This window comes from Methylosinus sp. RM1 (assembly GCF_011378635.1).
In the GTDB taxonomy this organism is placed as follows: Bacteria; Pseudomonadota; Alphaproteobacteria; order Rhizobiales; family Beijerinckiaceae; genus Methylosinus; species Methylosinus sporium.
Genome location: NZ_WOVC01000011.1, coordinates 1 through 19,704, shown reverse-complemented (window position 1 = coordinate 19,704; position 19,704 = coordinate 1). Strand labels below are relative to the sequence as shown.

Here is a 19,704-nt window from a genome sequence, read left to right as displayed (position 1 = left end):
GACCGACCGACGCAGCAGCTCGTCGCCGGCGAGGCTTGACGGGCGCGCGTTTCGATCTCATCTTTTATTCGTCTCGATGATCTTCGCGGGAGAGGCCGGCGCGCGCGCCGGAGCCGAAGGCGCAACCGCCCCGGAAACGCTCAGGCAAAAGGACCGCGAGGAAAGAGACACTCTGGAAAGCGGCGCGGCCCATCCGCGCCCACCGAAGGGCGTAACCTGCGCAGCAGGGAAATCTCTCAGGTCTCCAGACAGAGGGGGCGCGAGCCGGGCGGAGAAATCCGCCCAATGCGGAACGCCGTCTGTCGGGAGCGCCCTTTGAGCGAAAGCTTCGCCCCTCGCATTCCCACGCCGCTGGAGAAGACGCCGCTCGATGCGCTGCATCGTCGTCTCGGCGCGCGCATGGCGCCCTTCGCCGGTTATGAGCTGCCGCTGCATTATCCGTCCGGCGTCGTCGCGGAACATTTGCATACGCGCGATAAGGCCAGCCTGTTCGACGTCTCCCACATGGGGCAGGCGATCCTCTCCGGCCGCGGCGCCGCGGAAAAGATCGAGGCTCTGGTTCCCGCCGATGTGAGGGATCTCGCGCCGGAGCGCACACGCTACAGCCAGCTCCTCGCCGAGGACGGCGGCGTGTTCGACGATCTGATGATCACGCGCCTCCCTGGGCGCGACGAGCGATTGCTGCTCGTCGTCAACGCCGCAGCGAAGCGACAGGATTTCGACTTTTTGCGACAGGAGCTGCCCGAGCTCGGCCTCGCCGTGCTCGCCGGCCGAGCCCTGATCGCATTGCAGGGGCCGCGCGCCGCCGCCGCGATCGCGACGCTTCTCCCGAATGTCGTAGAATTGCCCTTCATGGCGTGGCGCGCCGCGGAGTTTCGCGGCGCCGGGCTTTTCGTCTCGCGCTCGGGCTATACGGGCGAGGACGGTTTTGAAATCTCCGTGCCCGACCATCTCGCCGAGCCCTTTGCGGAGGCTCTGCTGGCGCATCCCGACGTCGCGCCCGCCGGCCTCGCGGCGCGCGATTCGTTGCGGCTCGAGGCGGGCTTCTGCCTCTATGGCCATGATCTCGACGTGACGACCGATCCGGTCGAGGCCGGGCTCGCCTGGTCCATCGGCCAGCGCCGGCGCGAGCAGGGCGGCTTTCCCGGTTATGAGCGCATCCGCGCTGCTTTGATCGAGGGGCCCGCGCGCAAGCGCGTCGGCCTTCTTCCTCGAGGCCGCGCCCCTTTGCGCGAAGGCGCGACCTTGGCGGCCCCGGACGGACGAATCGTCGGGCGCCTCACCTCGGGCGGCTATTCGCCGACGCTCTCGCGTCCGATCGCCATGGGCTATGTCGAGACGCCCTTCGCCACGCCCGGCGTCATGCTGGAGAGCCGGCTTCGCGGCAATCTGGTCGCGGTCGAGGTCACGTCCCTGCCTTTCGTCCCCCATCGCTATTTCCGCGGCCCTGCCGGAAAGGACAGATCATGAGCGGCGAACGCTACACCAAGGATCATGATTTCGTGCGCGTCGAGGATGATGTCGCCTTTGTCGGAATCACCGATTTCGCGCAATCGCAGCTCGGCGACATCGTCTATGTCGAGCTGCCTCTGCCGGGAAGGCGCGTCGCCAAGGGCGAGCAGCTGGCGACGATCGAGAGCGTCAAAGCGGCGAGCGAAGTCTATGCGCCGATTTCCGGCGCGGTGCTGGAGGTCAATGAGCGGCTCGTAACCTCGCCCGATCTCGTGAACAAGGAGCCGCTCGGCGAAGGCTGGCTGCTGACCTTGCGAGTCGCCGACGCAGCCGAGCTCGAGGAGCTGATGGACGAAGACGCTTATCGCTCCTTTGTCGAAGGCGAGGGATGAGCCATGCGCTATCTGCCATTGACGAAAGCCGACCGCGCAGAGATGCGCGCGGCGATCGGCGTCGATCATGTCGACGCGCTCTACGCGGATGTGCCGAAGGAGCTGCGGCTCGAAGGGCTGCTCGATCTCCCGCGCGCAAAATCGGAGATGGAGGTGGAGCGTCTGCTCTCCGCCATGTCGAAGCGCAATCTCTCGGCCGCGAGCGCGCCTTTCTTCATCGGCGCCGGCGCCTATCGCCATCACATTCCCGCGAGCGTCGATCATCTGATCCAGCGCTCGGAGTTTCTGACCAGCTACACGCCCTATCAGCCGGAGATCTCGCAGGGCACGCTGCAATATCTCTTCGAGTTTCAGACCCAGGTCGCCATGCTCACCGGCATGGAGATCGCCAATGCGTCGATGTATGACGGCTCCACCGCCTGCGCCGAGGCGGCGCTTATGGCGCATCGAATCACCAAGCGGCGCAAGGCCGTGCTCTCCGGCGGTCTGCATCCGCATTATGCGCAGACGCTTCAGACGATCTCGCATTTCGCCGGCGACGAGATCGTCGCTCTCGCGCCGGATGTCCTCGCGCGTGAAGATTTCGCCGCGGCGATCGACGATAGCGTCTCCTGCGTCATCGTGCAGACGCCGGATGTCTTCGGCAATCTGCGCGATCTCACGCTCATCGCCGAGGCCTGCCATCGTCACGGCGCGCTGCTCGTCGCCGTCTTCACCGAGGCGGTCTCGCTCGGCCTGCTGACGCCTCCGGGCGAGATGGGCGCGGATATCGTCGTCGGCGAGGGCCAGTCGCTCGGCAATCCGCTCTCCTTCGGCGGCCCTTATCTCGGCTTGTTCGCGACGCGCCAGTCCAATCTGCGGCAGACGCCGGGACGCCTCATCGGCGAGACGGTCGATGCGGATGGGCGCCGCGGCTATGTCGCGACGCTCTCCGCGCGCGAGCAGCATATTCGTCGCGACAAGGCGACGTCCAATATCTGCACCAATTCCAATCTCTGCGCGCTCGCCTTCAGCATTCATCTGAGCCTGCTCGGAGAAGCGGGCCTGCGCCGTCTCGCGCGCGCAAATCATGCGAGCGCCGTGGATCTCGTCGACCGGCTCGCGGAGCTTCGCGGCGTCGAGACGCTCAATGAGAGCTTCTTCAACGAATTCACGCTGCGTGTTCCATGCGACGCCGCGCGGCTCGTCGAGGATATGGCGGAGGCGGGCGTGCTCGCGGGCGTTCCCGTCTCGCGACTGCTGCCGGACGCGGGGCTCGACGATCTCCTCATCGTCGCCAGCACAGAGGTCGATACGGCGGAAGATCGCGAGGCTTTCGCCATTGCATTGAGAGGAGCGCTCTGATGCTCGATCATTCGGATGACGCGGCTTTCGAGACCTTCTCGAAAAATCGCGGGCTCGATCAGGAGGAGCCGCCCATCTTCGAGATCGGCCGCAAGGATACGAGCGGCGTCGACATAGAAGAGCCGGCGCATTTGGAGCCGCGTCTCGGCGCGCTCGAGCGCAAAGGGCCGATCGGCCTGCCCGGCCTCTCCGAGCCGGAGGCGATGCGCCATTATGTGCGTCTGTCGCGCAAGAATTATTCGATCGACGCCGGCCTCTATCCGCTCGGCTCCTGCACGATGAAGCATAATCCGCGTCTCGATGAGAAAATGGCGCGGCTCGAGGGTTTCGCCGATCTGCATCCGCTGCAGCCGCAATCGACCGCGCAAGGCGCGCTGGCGCTGATGGAGGAGTTGTCGCGCTTTCTGCTGACGCTCACCGGAATGAGCGCCATAGCGCTCTCGCCGAAAGCCGGCGCGCATGGCGAGCTCTGCGGACTCATGGCCATCGAGGCGGCGCTGGAAGCGCGCGGCGAAGCGGCGACACGCAAGGCGGTTCTCATTCCGCAGTCGGCGCATGGCACAAATCCGGCGAGCGCCGCTCTGCTCGGCTTTCAGCCGCGCGTGATCGAGGCGGGCGCCGATGGCGTGGTGAGCGAGGAGGCCGTCGCCAGAGCGCTCGGTCCCGATGTCGCGGCGATCATGCTCACCAATCCCAATACTTGCGGCTTGTTCGAGCGCAATATCGTCGCCATTGCGCGGCGCGTGCATGAGGCGGGCGGCTATTTCTATTGCGACGGCGCCAATTTCAACGCCATAGCCGGGATCGCGCGGCCCGGCGACATGGGCGTCGACGCCATGCATCTCAATCTGCACAAGACCTTCTCGACGCCGCATGGCGGCGGCGGGCCGGGCTCTGGTCCTGTCGTCTTTTCCGAACGTCTCGCGCCTTTCGCGCCGGTTCCGTTCCTGCTGCGCGAGGGCGAGACATTGCGGCTCGTCGAACATGCGCGCGGAACGCGGAGCTTCGGCCGGCTCGCGGCCTTTCATGGACAATTCGGGACCTTCGTGCGCGCGCTCGCCTATAGTCTGTCGCATGGCGCCGACGGGCTCGCGCAGGCGTCGCGCGACGCCGTGCTCTCGGCCAATTATCTGCGCGCGGCGTTGCGCGACGTGATGACGCAGCCATTCGGCGATCGCGCCTGTATGCACGAAGTTCTGTTCGACGACGCTTTCCTCGAGGGCACGGGCGTCTCGACTCTCGATTTCGCCAAGGCGATGATCGACGAGGGCTATCATCCGATGACGATCTATTTCCCGCTCGTCGTTCACGGCGCCATGCTGATCGAGCCGACCGAATCGGAGTCGAAACGCTCGCTCGATCTCTTCGTCGCGACATTGCGCAGCCTCGTCGCTGCGGCGAAGCGCGGCGAGACGCGGCGCTTCACGCAGGCGCCGCGCTACGCCCCGCGGCGCCGTCTCGACGAGACCGCCGCCGCGCGCAAGCCGAGGCTGCGCTGGAGCGCCGCTTGATCCTCGGAGCGGGCCGAAGCTTCCCTCCCGGGGCGATCGGGCGAATGAGAATCGGCGCCTGGTAAGGCGTTTCCACCTCCCCCTCGAGGGGCAATCGAATGCACACATCCTCCCCACCCCCCGCGACGTCTCGGCCAGGACGGCTGCGCGACGGCTTCAAAAATAGGATTATCATCCGCCCGCGCCGAAGCGCCCGGCGCCTCGCGGCGGCGGGGGAGGAGGGGCGGTTCGGGACGCTCCGGCCCCTTTGGCCGCAGCGCTATGAAATATGTGTCGGTTCCGGAGCGTCCCGAAACGCGGCTTTGCCTTCTCGTCGACGTCCCGAGGCGCATTCAGACCCGCGAATCCTGGGCTTTCGCATTCAAGATCCGATCGCTTCCGAAGGCTTGGGCTCACGGAACGGCTCTCGCTCTTCCCTGTGGACGGGAGAGAAACACCGGTCCGGCGACGCGCCGCCTGTCCATGGACGGGGGTCGCCGTCCCGGATGGAGCCGGCCCCCGCCCGCGTTCCCTGACCCGAGAAACGCGCCCTTGCGTCGACGGGAGCGAGGGAGAGATAGGAATATTTTCAGTATATGTCAAGGTCGGGTGAAAGACTATCGGATGCTCACATCCTCCTCGCCTCACGGCGTCCTGCCGGGCTCGTCCCGGCCACCCACGTGGCGCACTTTCGGCGCTCGCCATGGCTTCCCTCCGCCCCGCTCTGGACATGGCGCGGCTTCCGAACCAAAGTGAGTCGGCTCCCGCATCGCACAAGCCTTGGACGCCGCCTTGTCTTCCGCGCCTTCTTTCATCGTCGCCCGCGATCCGCTCGCCCCGCCGCCGGGGCTCGAGGGGGCTGTCGTCGCCATCGGCAATTTCGACGGGCTGCATCGCGGCCATCGCGGCGTCATCGCCCATGCGCAGGCTCTGGCGCAAAAGCTCGGCAAGCCCTGCGCGCTGCTCACTTTCGAGCCGCATCCGGCCGATTGCTTCGCCGGAAAATCGGTCATATTCCGCCTCACCCCGCCGGACGCCAAGGCCGCGATGCTCGCCCGCCTCGGCCTGGATGGAATGGTGATCCTCACTTTCGACAAGGACTTCGCCGCGCGCCCGCCGCGAGAGTTCACCGAGGAGATTCTCCACAAGAGGCTCGGCGTCTCGGCGGCGGTGGCGGGCTATGATTTCTGCTTCGGCGCCATGCGCGCCGGCAATCCCGCGTTTCTGCGCGCCGAGGGCGATCGGCTGGGCTTCATCGTCGAGATCGTGCCGCGGATCACGCAGGACGAGGCCGGCAGCCTCGAGGCGGTCTCCTCCACCGCGACGCGCGAGGCGCTCGCCGCCGGCGATGTCGCGCTGGCGGCGAAGCTGCTCGGCCATCCCTATTTCGTCGAGGGCGTCGTGACCCGAGGCCGCCAGCTCGGCCGCACGCTGGGCTTTCCGACCGCCAATATCGCGCTCGATCCTTCGAGCAAGCTGCGCCACGGCATTTACGCGGTGACGCTGGAGGCGGACGGCGTGTTGCGCGAGGGCGTCGCCAATTTCGGCCGCCGGCCGACCGTGGAGGCGGAGGGCGCGCCGCTGCTCGAGGTCTTCGTCTTCGATTTCGACGGCGATCTCTACGGCAAGACGGTGGAGGTCGCCTTCATCGGCTTCATTCGCGGCGAGGCGAAATTCCCCTCGCTCGACGCGCTCACCGCGCAAATGCGCGCGGATGCGGCGAAGGCGCGAGAGATGCTTTCTCTGAGACAAACAGCCCCCTCATCCTGAGGCGCTTTTTGCGTAGCAAAAAGCCTCGAAGGATGCTCCAGAAGGCGGGGCGTCCGACCCTTCGAGACGCCGGCTCCTCAGCATGAGGGGCCGATCCATTTCATCCGAGCAGAGCGGCGAGAATCGTCTCGAATTCTTGCGAGAGCGGACCGATCGCGGCCGGTTTGCCAGCGCGGGCGTACCAATAGCCGGCGTTGCCGAGATCGCCTTCCGCGCGATGCAGAAAGGCGTGCACCCACATGGCGTTCGCCTTGCTGGAGCTGTCGACGCATTTATGCGCGCCGTCCCAGTCGCCCTTGGCGTTTTTCCACAGCGCGAGCAGCGGCGGCGAGAGGGCAGGGGGCGTCGCGGCGGCGAGGGAGGCATGGAATTGGGCGGGGGTCATAGGGCGAAGATAGGAGCGAGGAGGGCTGCGCGCATCCCCCTCGCGGCCCGTGGAATCAAGCGGAGCTCGAAAGCCAAATGAGCGCGGCGAGGTTCGCCAGCGCGGTTCCGGCGGGGCCGAAGGTCTTCATGCGATCCTCGATCGTCACGCCTATAGCGGCGTCGCACGCCTGAACGACGATCATGGCGCAAGCTGTCGCCGCGAGCCAAGGCGCGGAGCCCGTGACGAAGGGAACGAGGCTCACCAGCGCAAGAGCGACGCTTCTCGCGCAGGCATAGAGCGCCGCCACTCGGACATCAGCGGCGGCCGTGAAAGTCGCGGCGATGGAAAATCCGAGGCTTATCATCGCGCTGACGGCCGTGATCGACGCACAGAGAAGAAATGGAAGGGTCATTTGAAAAGCCTTTTGCTCGAAAAAGTGAGCCGGCGCGGCGCGCAGCGCATCGGCTGGCGAGTGGGAATGAAATTCTTGACAGTCGCTTATGATGATTTGGCTACGAACGGGCATCCGAAATGAGACGAGCAGCTCGTCCCGCGCGGGTCGAGCTGTCGCGCTGATTGGAAATCGCAGCGAGTTTCGCGGGCGTCACGGCGCCGACGCGGGTTCGCGATGTCGCTCCTGCGAAAGAGCGGAAGCCTGCTTTGGAAGGGCGACGAACGCCACGATACATGCGGCGACGCCGCAAGCGGCGATAGCGGCGATCATCGGCAGAGCCGCGCCATTGGCCGTCGCGCCGACGATGAAGGAGGCGAATGTTCCGGCGCCGAACTGAAGCGCTCCCAGCAGCGCCGACGCCGTGCCGGAGATCGCGCCATAGGATTCCAGCGCCATGACGCTGCAAATGGGCATGACGACAGCCCTGGCGGCGATGATGACGAAGAGCGACGCGGCGAGCACAGCGAGACTCGCGCCGCCGGCCATTTCCACCGCCGCCAGCGAGACGGCCGTCACGGCATAGACCGCGACGGACGCGCGCACGACCGTCTGCGGCCGAAAGCGGCCCATCAGTCGCGGCGCGGTCTGCGCGGCCGCGATCAGGCCGATGGAATTGACGGCGAAGACGCCGCTATAGGCGGCGGGCGTCAGTCCATGCAGCGAAATGAAGACGAAGGAAGAGCCGGCGAGATAGGCGAAAAATCCGGCCTGCGCGAACGCCGCCACCGCCACATAAGGGAGAAAGCGGCGGCTGGCGAGAAGATGCGCGTAGTTTCGCGCGGCGTCGAGCGGGCGGCTGGCGGCGCGAAGCTCTTCCATGCGGGTCTCCGGCAAGGCGATCCACACCAGGACGAGATCGGCGACGCCGAACAGCGCCAGCGCGCCGAACAGAGCCTGCCATGGCGCGACGGCGATGATCGCCGAGCCCAACAGAGGCGCGAGAATCGGCGCGACGCCGAGGACGAGCATCATCATCGCGATGAGCTTGGCGGCCGTCTGCCCCGTGTACAGGTCGCGCACGATGGCGAGGCCCATCACCATGCCGGCCGAGCCGCCGAGCCCATGGATGAAGCGCCAGGCGGCGAGCTGCTCTGCCGTCGTGGCGGTGATGCTGCCGATGGAGCCGACAACGAACAAGAAGAGCCCGGCGTAGATGACCGGCTTGCGGCCGATGGAGTCGGAGATCGGGCCGTAGAAGAGCTGGCCGATCATGAGACCGGCGAAGAAGGACATGAGGCTGAACTGCACCTGTCCTTCGCCGACATTCAGACTCGCCGCGATCTGCGGCATGGCCGGCAGATACATATCGATCGACAACGGCCCAAGAGCGCCGAGAGCCCCGAGAATGGGCGCTATGCGCCTGGAAGATGTGTCTTGCATGAGTGGAGTTTCACCTCTTCGCTCGGCGCTCGTTGCGTTCGCGCCGAGTTCGAAGGCTCGAGGAATGGATCGAGCCGAAGCTTTGGAATGGCGGATCGTCAGTGTTTAGAGCGATCTAAGATATATCTTGATATCGGCATGGGTCAAGCCTTTCATTCCAGCCCCCTACCGCGGCGCCCCGAACGCCTGCTATCTCTCCGCCATGACCCTCATCTACAAGCTTCTCCCCGCTTCCCTCTGGCGTGAGGCCGAGGCGGCGGGCGCTTTCGCCGGCGCCGGGATCGATCTTGCCGACGGCTACATTCATTTCTCGACCAGCGCGCAGGTCGAGGAGACGGCGGCGCGCTATTTCAACGGCGTCGTCGATCTTCTGCTCGTCGCCGTGGAGGCGGAGCCGCTCGGCGACGCGCTGAAATGGGAGCCCTCGCGCGGCGGCGATCTCTTCCCCCATCTCTATGGAACGCTGCCCGTCGCCGGCGTCGCCAAAGTGACGGCCGTGCCGATGCGCGCGGACGGCGGCCATGATTTCGCGGGGCGTCTCGAATGATCGAGGTTCTTTTCGGCGATCTCGCCACCTCGCTGTTTCGCCGTCTGCCGCCGGAGACGGCGCATCAGGCGACGATCGTCGCTCTGCAGCTGATGCCGGCGCCGAAGCCGCCGCGCGACGATCCGCGCCTAGCGGTGCAAGCCTTCGGCCTCGATTTTCCCAATCCGATCGGCCTCGCCGCCGGCTTCGACAAGAACGCCGAGGTTCCCGACGCCATGCTGGCCATGGGCTTCGGCTTCGCCGAGGTCGGCACGCTGACTCCGCGACCGCAGGCCGGCAACGCCCGCCCGCGCGTGTTTCGGCTGGCGGAGGATCGCGGAATCGTCAATCGCTACGGCTTCAACAATGTCGGCCATACGCTCGCCTATGAGCGGCTGCTCGCCCGACGTTCGCGCGGCGGAATCGTCGGCGTCAACATCGGCGCCAATAAGGACGCCGCCGACCGCATCGCCGATTATGAGCGCGGCATTGCGGCCTTCTCCGAGCTGGCGAGCTATTTCACCGTCAACGTCTCCTCGCCCAACACGCCGGGCCTGCGCGATCTGCAGGAGAAGAACGCACTCTCCGAGCTTTTGGCGCGCGTTCTCTCGGCGCGCGAGCGAGCGCGGCGCCGGCGCCCCGTTCTGTTGAAGATCGCGCCGGATCTCTCGCTCGAGCAACTCGACGATGTGGTGGGCGTCGCCCGGGCGCGGGAGATCGACGGAATGATCGTCTCCAACACGACGTTGGCGCGGCCGCAGACTTTGGCATCGCCTTTCGCGAGAGAGGCGGGCGGCCTCTCGGGCGCGCCGCTCTTCGATCTCTCGACGAAAATGCTCGCCGAGACGTTTCTGCGCGTCGAGGGGCAGTTTCCGCTCATCGGCGTCGGCGGCGTCGATTCGGCCGCGGCGGCGCTCGCCAAGATCGAGGCGGGGGCGAGCCTGGTGCAGCTCTATAGCGCGCTGGTCTATGAGGGGCCGGGGCTGGTGCAGCGCATCAAGAGCGGAATTTTGGAGGCGCTGGAGCGCGAGGGCGAGACGCTGGCGGCGCTCGTCGGACGGCGGGCGCGCGGATAGGGTCGGGGAGGGCCGCTCAATAGACGGAGCGGCCGACCGGCGCGCGCGCGGGCGCGCGCAGGGCGCCGTCGGCGCCGATCTCGACGATCGGGCAGGAATAGGGATGCGAGGGCTCGAAGGCGGGCGCCTCCTCGCCGGCGCGGTGGACGGCGACGCAGGCGAGAAGCGCGCCGCTGGTCAGCAGGCCGGCGGCGTCGAGCTCGGACATGACCGCGCGCGGCGCGACGAGGCGGACCGGGCCGATGGCGTCGAGCGTGGCAAGGAAAGCGGCGCCGTCGAAGGGCGCGAGGAAATGCAGCGCCGCGCCGGAGAGCAGCGCGGCGAGCGGTCCCGCGACGAGCCCGCCGATCGACCCCGGCGAGACCAGCGACAGCAGCGGCGCCGAGCCATTGACATGCGCTTTGGCGATGAGGCCGAGGCTGGCGGAAATGAGCCCCGCCTGCTCGTAGAAATGCGGCGCGCCATAGGAATCCAGCGCGCCGAGCAGCACTTTCTTGGCGGGCGCGGCGCGCGTCGCCGCAAGAGAATCATTCTCGCTGTGCGAGCGCGGGCCGAAATCGACGGCGCCGTCTATGGTTCCGTCGAGTGAGCCGATGAGCCTTATCGAAGGCGCTTGCGAGGCGACGCCGAAGACGAGCTCCTCGAGGCTCTCGCCGCCGATCGAGGCCGGCGCGATCAGCGCGGCGGCGGCGACGGCGCGCGCGCCCGCCGCCAGCGCGCCGATCGAGAGTCCGAGCGGCGCCGCCACGGGCTCGAGGCCGGCGGAAATGATTCCGATGAGCGCGACCAGCGTCGCGATATTCGGCGCGGCGAAGAGCATGATGCGCTCGCCGGGCTGAAAATCGAAGCCGCGCAGATCGGCGCGAAAGGCGGCGACGCGCCGGTCGAATTCGGCGTGGTCGATCTCCGCGCCGCTCGCGGCGTCGGCGGCGGCGAGACGCGCGGGGCGCAGCCGCGCCGCGCCGGCGATCAGCGCGTCGAGACCGAACATGGTCAGCGGATGCGCGCGCGTGAGCGTGCGGCCGGAATTGTCGGCGAGAGTCACGGCTCCGTCCTCCACCATGTCTCGAGCGTGGCGCCAAACAAGGGAGAGTAGCGGGGCAATTTCGACGGCCTCGCGATTTTCGTCGAATGAGCGATCCATTGCGTCGAAGAGTGATAGAGCGGCACGATGTAGAAACCGGATAGCAGCGCGCGGTCGTAGGCGCGCACGGCGGCGACGAAATCCTCGCGCCCGCGGGCGGACAGCAGCGCTCTTATGAGAGCGTCTATCGCCGCAGAGGAGGCTCCGGCGAGATTATAGGAGCCTTCTTGCGCGGCGCTTGCGGAGCCCCAGCGCATCCGCTGCTCGTTTCCAGGCGCGGCCGAGGCGGTCCAGGTCCCGAACATCATGTCGAAATCGAATTTTTGCCGGCGCCGCTGATATTGCACCTCGTCCACGAGGCGCACGCTCGCCGCGACGCCTATGCGCTGCAGCGAGGCGGCGAAAAACAGCGCCAGCCGCTCCTGGTCGCGATTGGCGACCATGATCTCGAAGGAGAGCGGATCGCCGTTCTTCGCCAGCCGATTGTCGACGAGCTTGTAGCCGGCCTTGCCGAGCAGCTCCAGCGCGCGGCGGGCGGGCTCGCGGTCGCGGCCGGTGCCGTCATGCACGGGCGGGCGCCAGCGTCCTTCCAGAATGTCCTCGCGCACGGCGCCGGGGAAGGGCGCCAGCAGAGCGCGCTCCGCCTCGCTGGCCGGGCGGCCCGTGGAGGCGAGCTCCGATTCGTCGAAGAAGCTCTTGGTGCGCGTGTAGAGGCCAGAATAGAGATTGGCGTTGATCCATTCGAAATCGAACATGAGGCCCAGCGCCTCGCGCAGCCGCGCGTCCTGGAACATGGCCCGCCGCGTGTTGAAGACGAAGCCCTCCATGCCCTTGGGGCCCGGGCTCGGCAGCGTCTCCACGGCGACGCGCCCGTCGCGCACGGCGGGGAAGTCATAGCCGCTCGCCCAGCGCGTGGTGCTCGACTCCTCGCGATAATCGACGACGCCGGCCTTGAAGGCCTCGAACAGCGAATTGGCGTCGCGGAAATAATTGACGTCGATCTGATCGAAATTATAGAGCCCGCGCTGCATGGGGATATCCTTGCCCCAGTAGTTCGGGTCGCGCTTCAGCACGAGCCGCGCGCCAGGCTCGACATCCTCGACCATATAGGGGCCGGAGCCGATCGGCGGCTTCAAAGTCGCATCTGTGAAATGCTCGACATCTGTGGCGTGCTTGGGCAGCACGGGCAGAAAGCCGAGGATCAGCGGCAGCTCGCGATCATCGGCGCCGGTGAGATCGAAGACGATCGTCTGCGCGTCCGGCGTCTCGACGCGCTTCACCAGCCCATAGGCGCTGCGCTGCTGCGGACGGCCCTTGGCCTTCAGCAACTCGAAGGAGAAGCGCACATCCGCCGAGGTGAGCGGCGCGCCATCGGAGAAGTGGGCGCGCGGATCGAGATGAAAGGTCACATGCTCGCGCGAATCATCGACCTCGATCGACCGCGCGAGGACGCCATAGACGGTGAAGGGCTCGTCCAGCGAGCGCGCCATCAGCCGCTGAATGACATTGCCCTCGAGCCCTTGCGCGGTGGAGCCCGCCTTGAGGTTGAAGGGATTGAGGCTGTCGAAGGCGCCCTGCAGGCCGATTCGCAGCCGTCCGCCCTGCTTCGCCTGTGGATCGGCATAGGGAAGATGGTCGAAATCGGGCGGCAGAGCCGGCTCGCCATGCATTGCGAGGCCATGGCTCTCGGCTGCAAAGGCCGTCGCGCCTTGCGCCCCTGCGAAGAACAAGGGGAAAAGCGTAGCGAGAACTGCGGCGCGAATCGCTCGAATCGTCATGGGCAGACCATATTTCAGGGCGGGCGGACCGGGACAAGACGTCTCCGACGAACTCGGGATAATCACATATGTTCTTGGAAATACGAGGGCTGCACAGGCTTGGGCGTTCCGTTTTCGCGTTTCCCGAGCTTTCGCTCGAGCTGCGATGCGCCCGCTGGAATTCGGCGCGTCGATTTTGTATGAGGCTAGCCGTCTACCTTTCGCCCCGTCCCAGGGCGAAGACCGAGGACGGGGAGGTAAGAGGCTCTTTCCTCGCGGCGAATGACGCCCCGTGCGCCCACTCGATCGTGCACTACTCGAAAGGACGACTTATGCCAATTCAATTTCCGCGGATCTTCGCTGCGGTTCTGACGGGGGCCCTCCTCGTTACGGCGGGCGTGGCGCAGGCTCAGCAAAAGCCGCCGGCTCACAAGCCTGCCGCTCCGGCCCCTGCGCCCGCTCCGGCGCAGCAGCCGGCTCCGGCTCCGGCTCCGGCTCAGCAACAGCAGCAGCCTCAGGGGCCGATCAAGGCCGATCTCGTCCCCGTGCAGCCGGAATGGACCAAGGTCTGCGGCGCGGACCAGCAGTCGAAGAAGGAAATCTGCTACACGACGCGCGATTTCGGCGCTCAGGCCGACCAGCCGTTGCTGGCGCTCGCGGTCTATGACCCCAAGGGCGACGATTCCAAGATCATCCGTCTGCTGCTGCCGCCGGGCCTGCTGCTGAAGCCGGGCTTCCGCTTCGCCGTCGGCGCCGGCGCGCTCGAGGCCGGCGAGTTCGAAATCTGCTTCCCCAATGGCTGCTTCGCGCAGGCCAAGGTCAAGACGGCGCTCATCGACCAGATGAAGAAGGCCGACAAAATGACCATAGTGGTCAAGAACCAGGTCAATAATGAAGTGACCTTCCTTCTGCCGCTGTCGGGCTTCGGCAAGTCCTATGACGGCCCGCCCGTCGATCCGAAGGTGCTCGAGGAGCAGCAGAAGAAGCTGCAGGAAGAGCTGCAGAAGAAAGCCGACGAAGAGCGCAAGAAGCTCGAGAGCCAGCAGAAGCCGGCCGCGCCCGCCGGGAAGTGACATATGCGGACACCGGCGTTTCGATCTCCCGATGGGGCGAGCGCCGGGGTTCGTCCTCCTCGGACAATTTGCGAGGAGCGAGCGACGAGACGATGCAGGGGCCGCCTCGCGGCTCTGGATCGCTCTGCTCGCAATGACGGAGCTGGATCGAATTCGTCGTCATTCCCGCGGGCGGAGCCGATCGGGAGTCGTCTCTCTCAGTGCCGCTTGACCGATTTCACGCGATAATAGCCGTCGGGCGCCCGCTCGAATGTCTCCTCGACCTGCGGATGCCGCACCGGATCGCCGGAGTTGTCGGGAATGAGATTCTGCTCCGAGACATAGGCGACATATTCCGTCTCCGAATTCTCGGCGAACAAATGATAGAAGGGCTGGTCCTTGCGCGGCCGGACTTCCTCCGGAATGGACAGCCACCATTCTTCGGTATTGGCGAATTCCGGGTCGACGTCGTAGATCACGCCGCGAAACGGATAGCGGCGATGCTTGACGACCTGCCCGATCGCGAATTTGGCGCTACATTCTCTCGTCATAGGATCGACGCCGTTGTTACGCTTCACACCGTTCGAAACGGTAGCGCAGCGCCGCGGCTCGCGTCAACGGCGGAACGCGCGGGCGGCGAACCGCCCGCGCGCGGAGATCAGAAGCCGTAGATCGCCGCGAATTCCGGATCATTGGCGGCGACCTGGCGAGCGAGGTCGACGACGACCTTGCATTGCTTCCAGGTGGCGTCGTCCTGCATTCGGCCGTCGATCATCACCGCGCCGGCGCCATCCGGCATCGATTCGAGAACGCGCAGGGCGAAGGCCACTTCCGCGGGATCGGGCGAGAAGACGCGCTTGGCGATGGCGATCTGCGTCGGATGCAGCGACCAGGCGCCCGCGCAGCCGAGCAGGAAGGCGTTGCGGAACTGCGACTCGCAGGCCGGCGAATCCGAGAAATCGCCGAAGGGGCCGTAAAAGGCCTTGATGCCCGCCGAGGCGCAGGCGTCGACCATTTTCGCGATGGTGTAATGCCACAAATCCTGCTGATAGGCGGCGCGCAGGCCCTGGCCCGGATCGGCGTCGGCGAGCACGCGATAGTCCGGATGGCCGCCGCCGACGCGCGTCGTCTTCATCGCGCGCGAGGCCGCGAGATCGGCCGGGCCGAGGCTTATGCCATGCATACGCGGGCTCGCCGCGGCGATGGCGTCGACATTCTTCACGCCCTCGGCGGTCTCCAGAATGGCGTGAATGAGAATGGGTTTGGTCACGCCATTGCGCGCTTCGAGCTGGGCGAGCAGCTGATCGAGATAATGAATGTCCCAGGGGCCCTCCACCTTGGGCAGCATCACCACGTCGAGCTTATTGCCGACGGCCGCCACGATCTCGATGAGATCGTCGAGAATCCAGGGCGAGTTCAGCGAATTGACGCGGGTCCAAAGGCCCGTGGAGCCGAAATCCGTGGACTTGGCCATTTCGATGAAGCCTTTGCGCGCGGCTTCCTTGGCGTCGGCGGGAATGGCGTCCTCGAGATTGCCGAGCACCACATCCACTTGGCGGGCGAGTTCCGGCACTTTGGCGCGCAGCTTCTCCAAATGCGGCGGAACGAAATGGATCATCCGCTCGACCTTGACCGGAAGCTCGCGCAGCGGCGCCGGCGCGCCGATTGCGAGCGGACGGTAGAATTGATTGGGAAGTTTCATCGTGCGGCTCTTTCTCATATGGGAGTGGCCGCAGCGATAGCCGGTCTTTTCGGTCGAGGGAATAGGGGGCGCGTCGCGCATGGTCCGATCTCGCGAGGGGAGGCGCATGGCGAGGCTTTCGCCTTAATTTCATTGACTGCTAATTTTCTTCTACATGACACAATCTGCGCTTGACGCGGCGATGGAGCGCCATTAGGTTCCGCCCACTTTCGACAGGCCGTAAGTTCATGTCGTCGCAAGCGCCGCGCTCGCGATCCTTCGAACTTATACGCTGTCGGCCTCACCTGAGACTGCCACGCAGTTGGTAATCATGAGGCGCGCGAGCGTCTCCCAGGAAGGCACGACCCCGGAAACGGGGTCCTCTGCATGAGGAGCGCCTTGGGCCGAAGGGCCGAGGGCGCTCGGCTCGCTTGCGTTCTCGCGAACGCCTGCGGGCGAACGATTATTCGCCAATTCGCCGGGCGCACGAACACATGCGCCTGATCTGGAGCGAAGGAACTGGAATGCCGACGATCAGCCAGTTGATCCGCAAGCCGCGGCAACCGAAGACCTACCGCGAGAAGTCCCGCCATCTCGGGGCCTGCCCCCAGAAGCGCGGCGTCTGCACGCGCGTCTATACGACGACGCCGAAGAAGCCGAACTCGGCTCTCCGCAAGGTCGCCAAGGTGCGCCTGACCAATGGCTTCGAGGTCATCGGCTACATCCCCGGCGAAGGCCATAACCTCCAAGAGCACTCGGTGGTCATGATCCGCGGCGGCCGCGTGAAGGACCTTCCCGGCGTGCGCTATCACATTCTGCGCGGCGTGCTCGACACGCAGGGCGTCAAGGACCGCAAGCAGCGCCGTTCGAAATACGGCGCGAAGCGTCCGAAGTAAGGAGCGAGACAGATGTCGCGTCGCCATCGCGCCGAGAAGCGGGAAATCATCGAGGACGCCAAGTTCGGCGATTCCGTCGTCACCAAGTTCATGAACTCGATCATGTACGACGGCAAGAAGTCGGTCGCCGAGGCGATCGTCTACGGAGCCTTCGACATCATCGAGGCCAAGGCCAAGAGCGATCCTCTGCAGGTGTTCAAATCGGCGCTCGAGAATGTCGCGCCGGCGATCGAGGTTCGCTCGCGGCGCGTCGGCGGCGCCACCTATCAGGTGCCGGTCGAGGTTCGCAACGAGCGCCGTCAGGCTCTGGCGATTCGCTGGATCATCACGGCGGCGCGCGCCCGCAACGACAAGACGATGGTCGATCGTCTTTCGGCGGAGCTGCTCGACGCCTCCAACAACCGCGGCAATGCGGTGAAGAAGCGCGAGGACACGCACCGCATGGCGGAAGCGAACCGCGCCTTCTCGCACTATCGCTGGTAACCCTTTTCGTCGCCCTCTGATCGAGGACATCTCAAATGCCCCGTAGCCATCCCATCGAAGACTATCGCAACTTCGGCATCATGGCCCACATCGACGCGGGCAAGACGACGACGACCGAGCGTATTCTGTACTACTCCGGCAAGAGCCATAAGATCGGCGAGGTGCATGAAGGCGCCGCGACGATGGATTGGATGGAGCAGGAGCAGGAGCGCGGCATCACGATCACCTCGGCCGCGACGACGACCTTCTGGAACGGCAAGCGCCTGAACATCATCGACACGCCCGGCCACGTCGACTTCACCATCGAGGTGGAGCGCTCGCTGCGCGTGCTCGACGGCGCCGTCTGCGTTCTCGACGGCAATCAGGGCGTCGAGCCGCAGACCGAGACGGTGTGGCGTCAGGCCGACAAATATGCGGTTCCGCGCGTCGTCTTCGTCAATAAGATGGACAAGATCGGCGCCGATTTCTATCGCTGCGTCGACGATATCGTCACCAAGGTCGGCGGCAAGCCGGTCTGCCTGCAGCTGCCGATCGGCGCCGAGAATAATTTCAAGGGCGTCGTCGATCTCGTCCGCATGAAGGCGGTGGTCTGGGACGACGAGGGTCTCGGCGCGAAATATCATGACGAGGATATCCCGGCCGATCTCGTCGAGAAGGCGAAAGAGTATCGCACCACGCTGATCGAGGCGGCGGTCGAACTCGACGACGACGCCATGGCCGCCTATCTCGACGGCCAGGAGCCGAGCGAGGAGACGCTGAAGAAGCTCGTCCGCAAGGCTGTTCGTTATACCGCCTTCCATCCGGTGTTCTGCGGCTCGGCCTTCAAGAACAAGGGCGTGCAGCCTCTGCTCGACGCGGTCGTCGACTATCTGCCGTCGCCCGTCGATCGCGAGGCGATCAAGGGCGTCGACATGAACACCGGCGACGAGCTCGTGCGCAATCCGTCCGACAGCGAGCCTTTCTCCATGCTCGCCTTCAAGATCATGGACGATCCTTTCGTCGGCACGATCACCTTCTGCCGCGTCTATTCCGGCAAGATCGAGTCGGGCACGACCGTGCTCAACTCGACCAAGGACAAGAAAGAGCGCGTCGGCCGCATGTTGCTGATGCACGCCAATAATCGCGAGGATATCAAGGAAGCCTATGCGGGCGACATCGTCGCTCTCGCCGGCCTCAAGGAGACCCGCACCGGCGACACGCTCTGCGACACTCTGAAGCCTGCGATTCTGGAGCGCATGGAGTTCCCGGAGCCGGTCATCGAGATCGCCATCGAGCCGAAGTCCAAGGCCGATCAGGAGAAGCTCGGCATCGCGCTCCAGAAGCTCGCCGCCGAGGATCCGTCCTTCCGCGTCTCGACCGATCAGGAGAGCGGCCAGACCATTCTGAAGGGAATGGGCGAGCTGCATCTCGACATCAAGGTCGATATTCTGAAGCGCACCTATAAGGTCGACGCCAATATCGGCGCCCCGCAGGTCGCCTATCGCGAGCGGCTGACAAAGCGCGTCGAGATCGACTACACGCATAAGAAGCAGACCGGCGGCACCGGCCAGTTCGCCCGTGTCATCATCATTTTCGAGCCGAACGAGCCCGGCGCCGGCAATGCCTTCGAGTCGAAGATCGTCGGCGGCTCGGTGCCGAAGGAATATATCCCCGGCGTCGAGAAGGGCATCAACAGCGTGATGGGATCCGGCATTCTCGCGGGCTTCCCCGTCGTCGATGTCAAGGCGACTCTGATCGACGGCGGCTTCCACGACGTCGACTCGTCGGTGCTGGCCTTCGAAATCGCCTCGCGCGCGGCGTTCCGCGACGCGCTGCAGAAGGGCGGCTCGGTGCTGCTCGAGCCGATCATGAAGGTCGAAGTGGTGACGCCCGAGGAATATACGGGCTCGGTCATCGGCGACATCAACTCGCGGCGCGGGCAGATCCAGGGTCAGGACATGCGCGGCAATGCGGTCGTCGTCGATGCGATGGTGCCACTCGCCAATATGTTCGGCTACGTCAATCAGCTGCGTTCCTTCACCCAGGGACGCGCGAACTACACGATGCAATTCGATCACTACGACCAGGTCCCCGAGGCGGAGTCGAAGAAGGTTCAGGCCAAATACGCCTGATCGTCTCAACGTCGCGGAATCAGTCTTCTCTAAGGAGTGTGGCCATGGCCAAGGAAAAATTCTCACGCACGAAGCCGCATTGCAACATCGGCACGATCGGTCACGTGGACCATGGCAAGACGTCGCTGACGGCGGCGATCACCAAGGTCCTGGCCGAGACGGGCGGCGCGACCTTCACGGCCTATGACCAGATCGACAAGGCCCCGGAAGAGCGCGCCCGCGGCATCACCATCTCGACGGCCCACGTCGAGTATGAGACCGCCAATCGCCACTACGCCCACGTCGACTGCCCCGGCCACGCCGATTATGTGAAGAACATGATCACCGGCGCCGCGCAGATGGACGGCGCCATCCTCGTCGTCTCCGCCGCCGACGGCCCGATGCCGCAG

At 65.5% G+C, this 19,704-nt stretch carries 19 protein-coding genes and 1 riboswitch; of the genes, 12 read left to right on the top strand and 7 right to left on the bottom strand.

Features of this window, described 5'->3' with window-relative positions; genetic code table 11:
- Positions 1–76 precede the first annotated feature (76 nt).
- Positions 77–166: riboswitch (glycine riboswitch) on the top strand.
- A 149-nt stretch (positions 167–315) separates the two neighbouring features.
- The 5 genes from gcvT (at position 316) to FMZ75_RS09755 (ending at position 6,448) form a co-directional block, all read left to right on the top strand.
- A complete protein-coding gene (gene gcvT / locus FMZ75_RS09775) occupies positions 316–1,470 on the top strand; it encodes a glycine cleavage system aminomethyltransferase GcvT (protein ID WP_246728882.1) in 1,155 nt (384 codons plus the stop codon).
- Entirely contained in the window at positions 1,467–1,844 is a 378-nt protein-coding gene (gene gcvH, locus FMZ75_RS09770) for a glycine cleavage system protein GcvH (RefSeq protein ID WP_166142514.1), read from the top strand. The genes gcvT and gcvH overlap by 4 nt, the downstream gene beginning before the upstream one ends.
- A 3-nt stretch (positions 1,845–1,847) precedes the next feature.
- The gene (gene gcvPA / locus FMZ75_RS09765) at positions 1,848–3,188 is read left to right on the top strand and encodes an aminomethyl-transferring glycine dehydrogenase subunit GcvPA (RefSeq protein ID WP_166142512.1); all 1,341 of its coding nucleotides are present in this window, start codon (positions 1,848–1,850) and stop codon (positions 3,186–3,188) included.
- The gene (gene gcvPB / locus FMZ75_RS09760) at positions 3,188–4,699 is read left to right on the top strand and encodes an aminomethyl-transferring glycine dehydrogenase subunit GcvPB (protein ID WP_166142510.1); all 1,512 of its coding nucleotides are present in this window, start codon (positions 3,188–3,190) and stop codon (positions 4,697–4,699) included. The genes gcvPA and gcvPB overlap by 1 nt, the downstream gene beginning before the upstream one ends.
- A 771-nt stretch (positions 4,700–5,470) precedes the next feature.
- Positions 5,471–6,448 (top strand): bifunctional riboflavin kinase/FAD synthetase, encoded by a 978-nt coding sequence (locus tag FMZ75_RS09755; protein ID WP_370464696.1) that lies wholly within the window; start codon positions 5,471–5,473, stop codon positions 6,446–6,448.
- 100 nt (positions 6,449–6,548) lie between these two features.
- Here the strand turns inward: FMZ75_RS09755 and FMZ75_RS09750 are convergent, their stop codons facing one another.
- From FMZ75_RS09750 to FMZ75_RS09740, 3 genes are all read right to left on the bottom strand, one after another.
- Positions 6,549–6,833 carry a hypothetical protein gene (locus FMZ75_RS09750; RefSeq protein ID WP_108918361.1) on the bottom strand — a complete coding sequence of 95 codons (285 nt, stop codon included), beginning with the start codon at positions 6,831–6,833 and terminating at the stop codon, positions 6,549–6,551.
- A 55-nt stretch (positions 6,834–6,888) separates the two neighbouring features.
- Positions 6,889–7,227, bottom strand: a complete 339-nt coding sequence (locus FMZ75_RS09745) for a hypothetical protein (protein ID WP_206605373.1) — start codon at positions 7,225–7,227, stop codon at positions 6,889–6,891.
- A 192-nt stretch (positions 7,228–7,419) separates the two neighbouring features.
- Positions 7,420–8,649, bottom strand: a complete 1,230-nt coding sequence (locus FMZ75_RS09740; RefSeq protein ID WP_255461796.1) for a multidrug effflux MFS transporter — start codon at positions 8,647–8,649, stop codon at positions 7,420–7,422.
- A gap of 202 nt (positions 8,650–8,851) precedes the next feature.
- Here FMZ75_RS09740 and FMZ75_RS09735 point away from each other — a divergent pair, with 202 nt between their 5' ends.
- Together FMZ75_RS09735 and FMZ75_RS09730 are read left to right on the top strand one after the other, a co-directional pair.
- Positions 8,852–9,196, top strand: a complete 345-nt coding sequence (locus tag FMZ75_RS09735) for a DUF952 domain-containing protein (RefSeq protein ID WP_166142631.1) — start codon at positions 8,852–8,854, stop codon at positions 9,194–9,196.
- On the top strand, positions 9,193–10,251 hold the full coding sequence (locus FMZ75_RS09730) for a quinone-dependent dihydroorotate dehydrogenase (RefSeq protein ID WP_166142506.1): 1,059 nt from the start codon (positions 9,193–9,195) through the stop codon (positions 10,249–10,251). The genes FMZ75_RS09735 and FMZ75_RS09730 overlap by 4 nt, the downstream gene beginning before the upstream one ends.
- 16 nt (positions 10,252–10,267) lie before the next feature.
- Here the strand turns inward: FMZ75_RS09730 and FMZ75_RS09725 are convergent, their stop codons facing one another.
- Entirely contained in the window at positions 10,268–11,296 is a 1,029-nt protein-coding gene (locus tag FMZ75_RS09725) for an AMP-dependent synthetase (RefSeq protein WP_370464695.1), read from the bottom strand.
- Positions 11,293–13,113, bottom strand: a complete 1,821-nt coding sequence (locus FMZ75_RS09720) for an extracellular solute-binding protein (RefSeq protein ID WP_166142502.1) — start codon at positions 13,111–13,113, stop codon at positions 11,293–11,295. The genes FMZ75_RS09725 and FMZ75_RS09720 overlap by 4 nt, the downstream gene beginning before the upstream one ends.
- A gap of 311 nt (positions 13,114–13,424) precedes the next feature.
- Between FMZ75_RS09720 and FMZ75_RS09715 the strand changes: the two genes are divergently transcribed.
- A complete protein-coding gene (locus tag FMZ75_RS09715) occupies positions 13,425–14,165 on the top strand; it encodes an invasion associated locus B family protein (protein WP_166142500.1) in 741 nt (246 codons plus the stop codon).
- Positions 14,166–14,362: 197 nt separating this feature from the next.
- On the opposite strand, the gene hspQ is transcribed toward FMZ75_RS09715, so the two are convergent.
- Together hspQ and FMZ75_RS09705 are read right to left on the bottom strand one after the other, a co-directional pair.
- The gene (gene hspQ, locus FMZ75_RS09710; protein WP_108918355.1) at positions 14,363–14,695 is read right to left on the bottom strand and encodes a heat shock protein HspQ; all 333 of its coding nucleotides are present in this window, start codon (positions 14,693–14,695) and stop codon (positions 14,363–14,365) included.
- A 107-nt stretch (positions 14,696–14,802) separates the two neighbouring features.
- Positions 14,803–15,846, bottom strand: a complete 1,044-nt coding sequence (locus tag FMZ75_RS09705) for a CoA ester lyase (protein WP_166142498.1) — start codon at positions 15,844–15,846, stop codon at positions 14,803–14,805.
- Between the two features lie 503 nt (positions 15,847–16,349).
- Between FMZ75_RS09705 and rpsL the strand changes: the two genes are divergently transcribed.
- The 4 genes from rpsL to FMZ75_RS09685 all read left to right on the top strand — a co-directional run.
- Positions 16,350–16,721, top strand: coding sequence for a 30S ribosomal protein S12 (rpsL, locus tag FMZ75_RS09700; protein WP_003610013.1), 372 nt, complete (start codon positions 16,350–16,352; stop codon positions 16,719–16,721).
- Positions 16,722–16,733: 12 nt separating this feature from the next.
- Positions 16,734–17,204 (top strand): 30S ribosomal protein S7, encoded by a 471-nt coding sequence (rpsG, locus tag FMZ75_RS09695; RefSeq protein WP_018266642.1) that lies wholly within the window; start codon positions 16,734–16,736, stop codon positions 17,202–17,204.
- 35 nt (positions 17,205–17,239) lie between these two features.
- The gene (fusA, locus tag FMZ75_RS09690; RefSeq protein ID WP_142862431.1) at positions 17,240–19,315 is read left to right on the top strand and encodes an elongation factor G; all 2,076 of its coding nucleotides are present in this window, start codon (positions 17,240–17,242) and stop codon (positions 19,313–19,315) included.
- Positions 19,316–19,359: 44 nt separating this feature from the next.
- On the top strand, positions 19,360–19,704 hold a 345-nt coding region (locus FMZ75_RS09685), incomplete at its 3' end, for a GTP-binding protein (protein WP_207783371.1).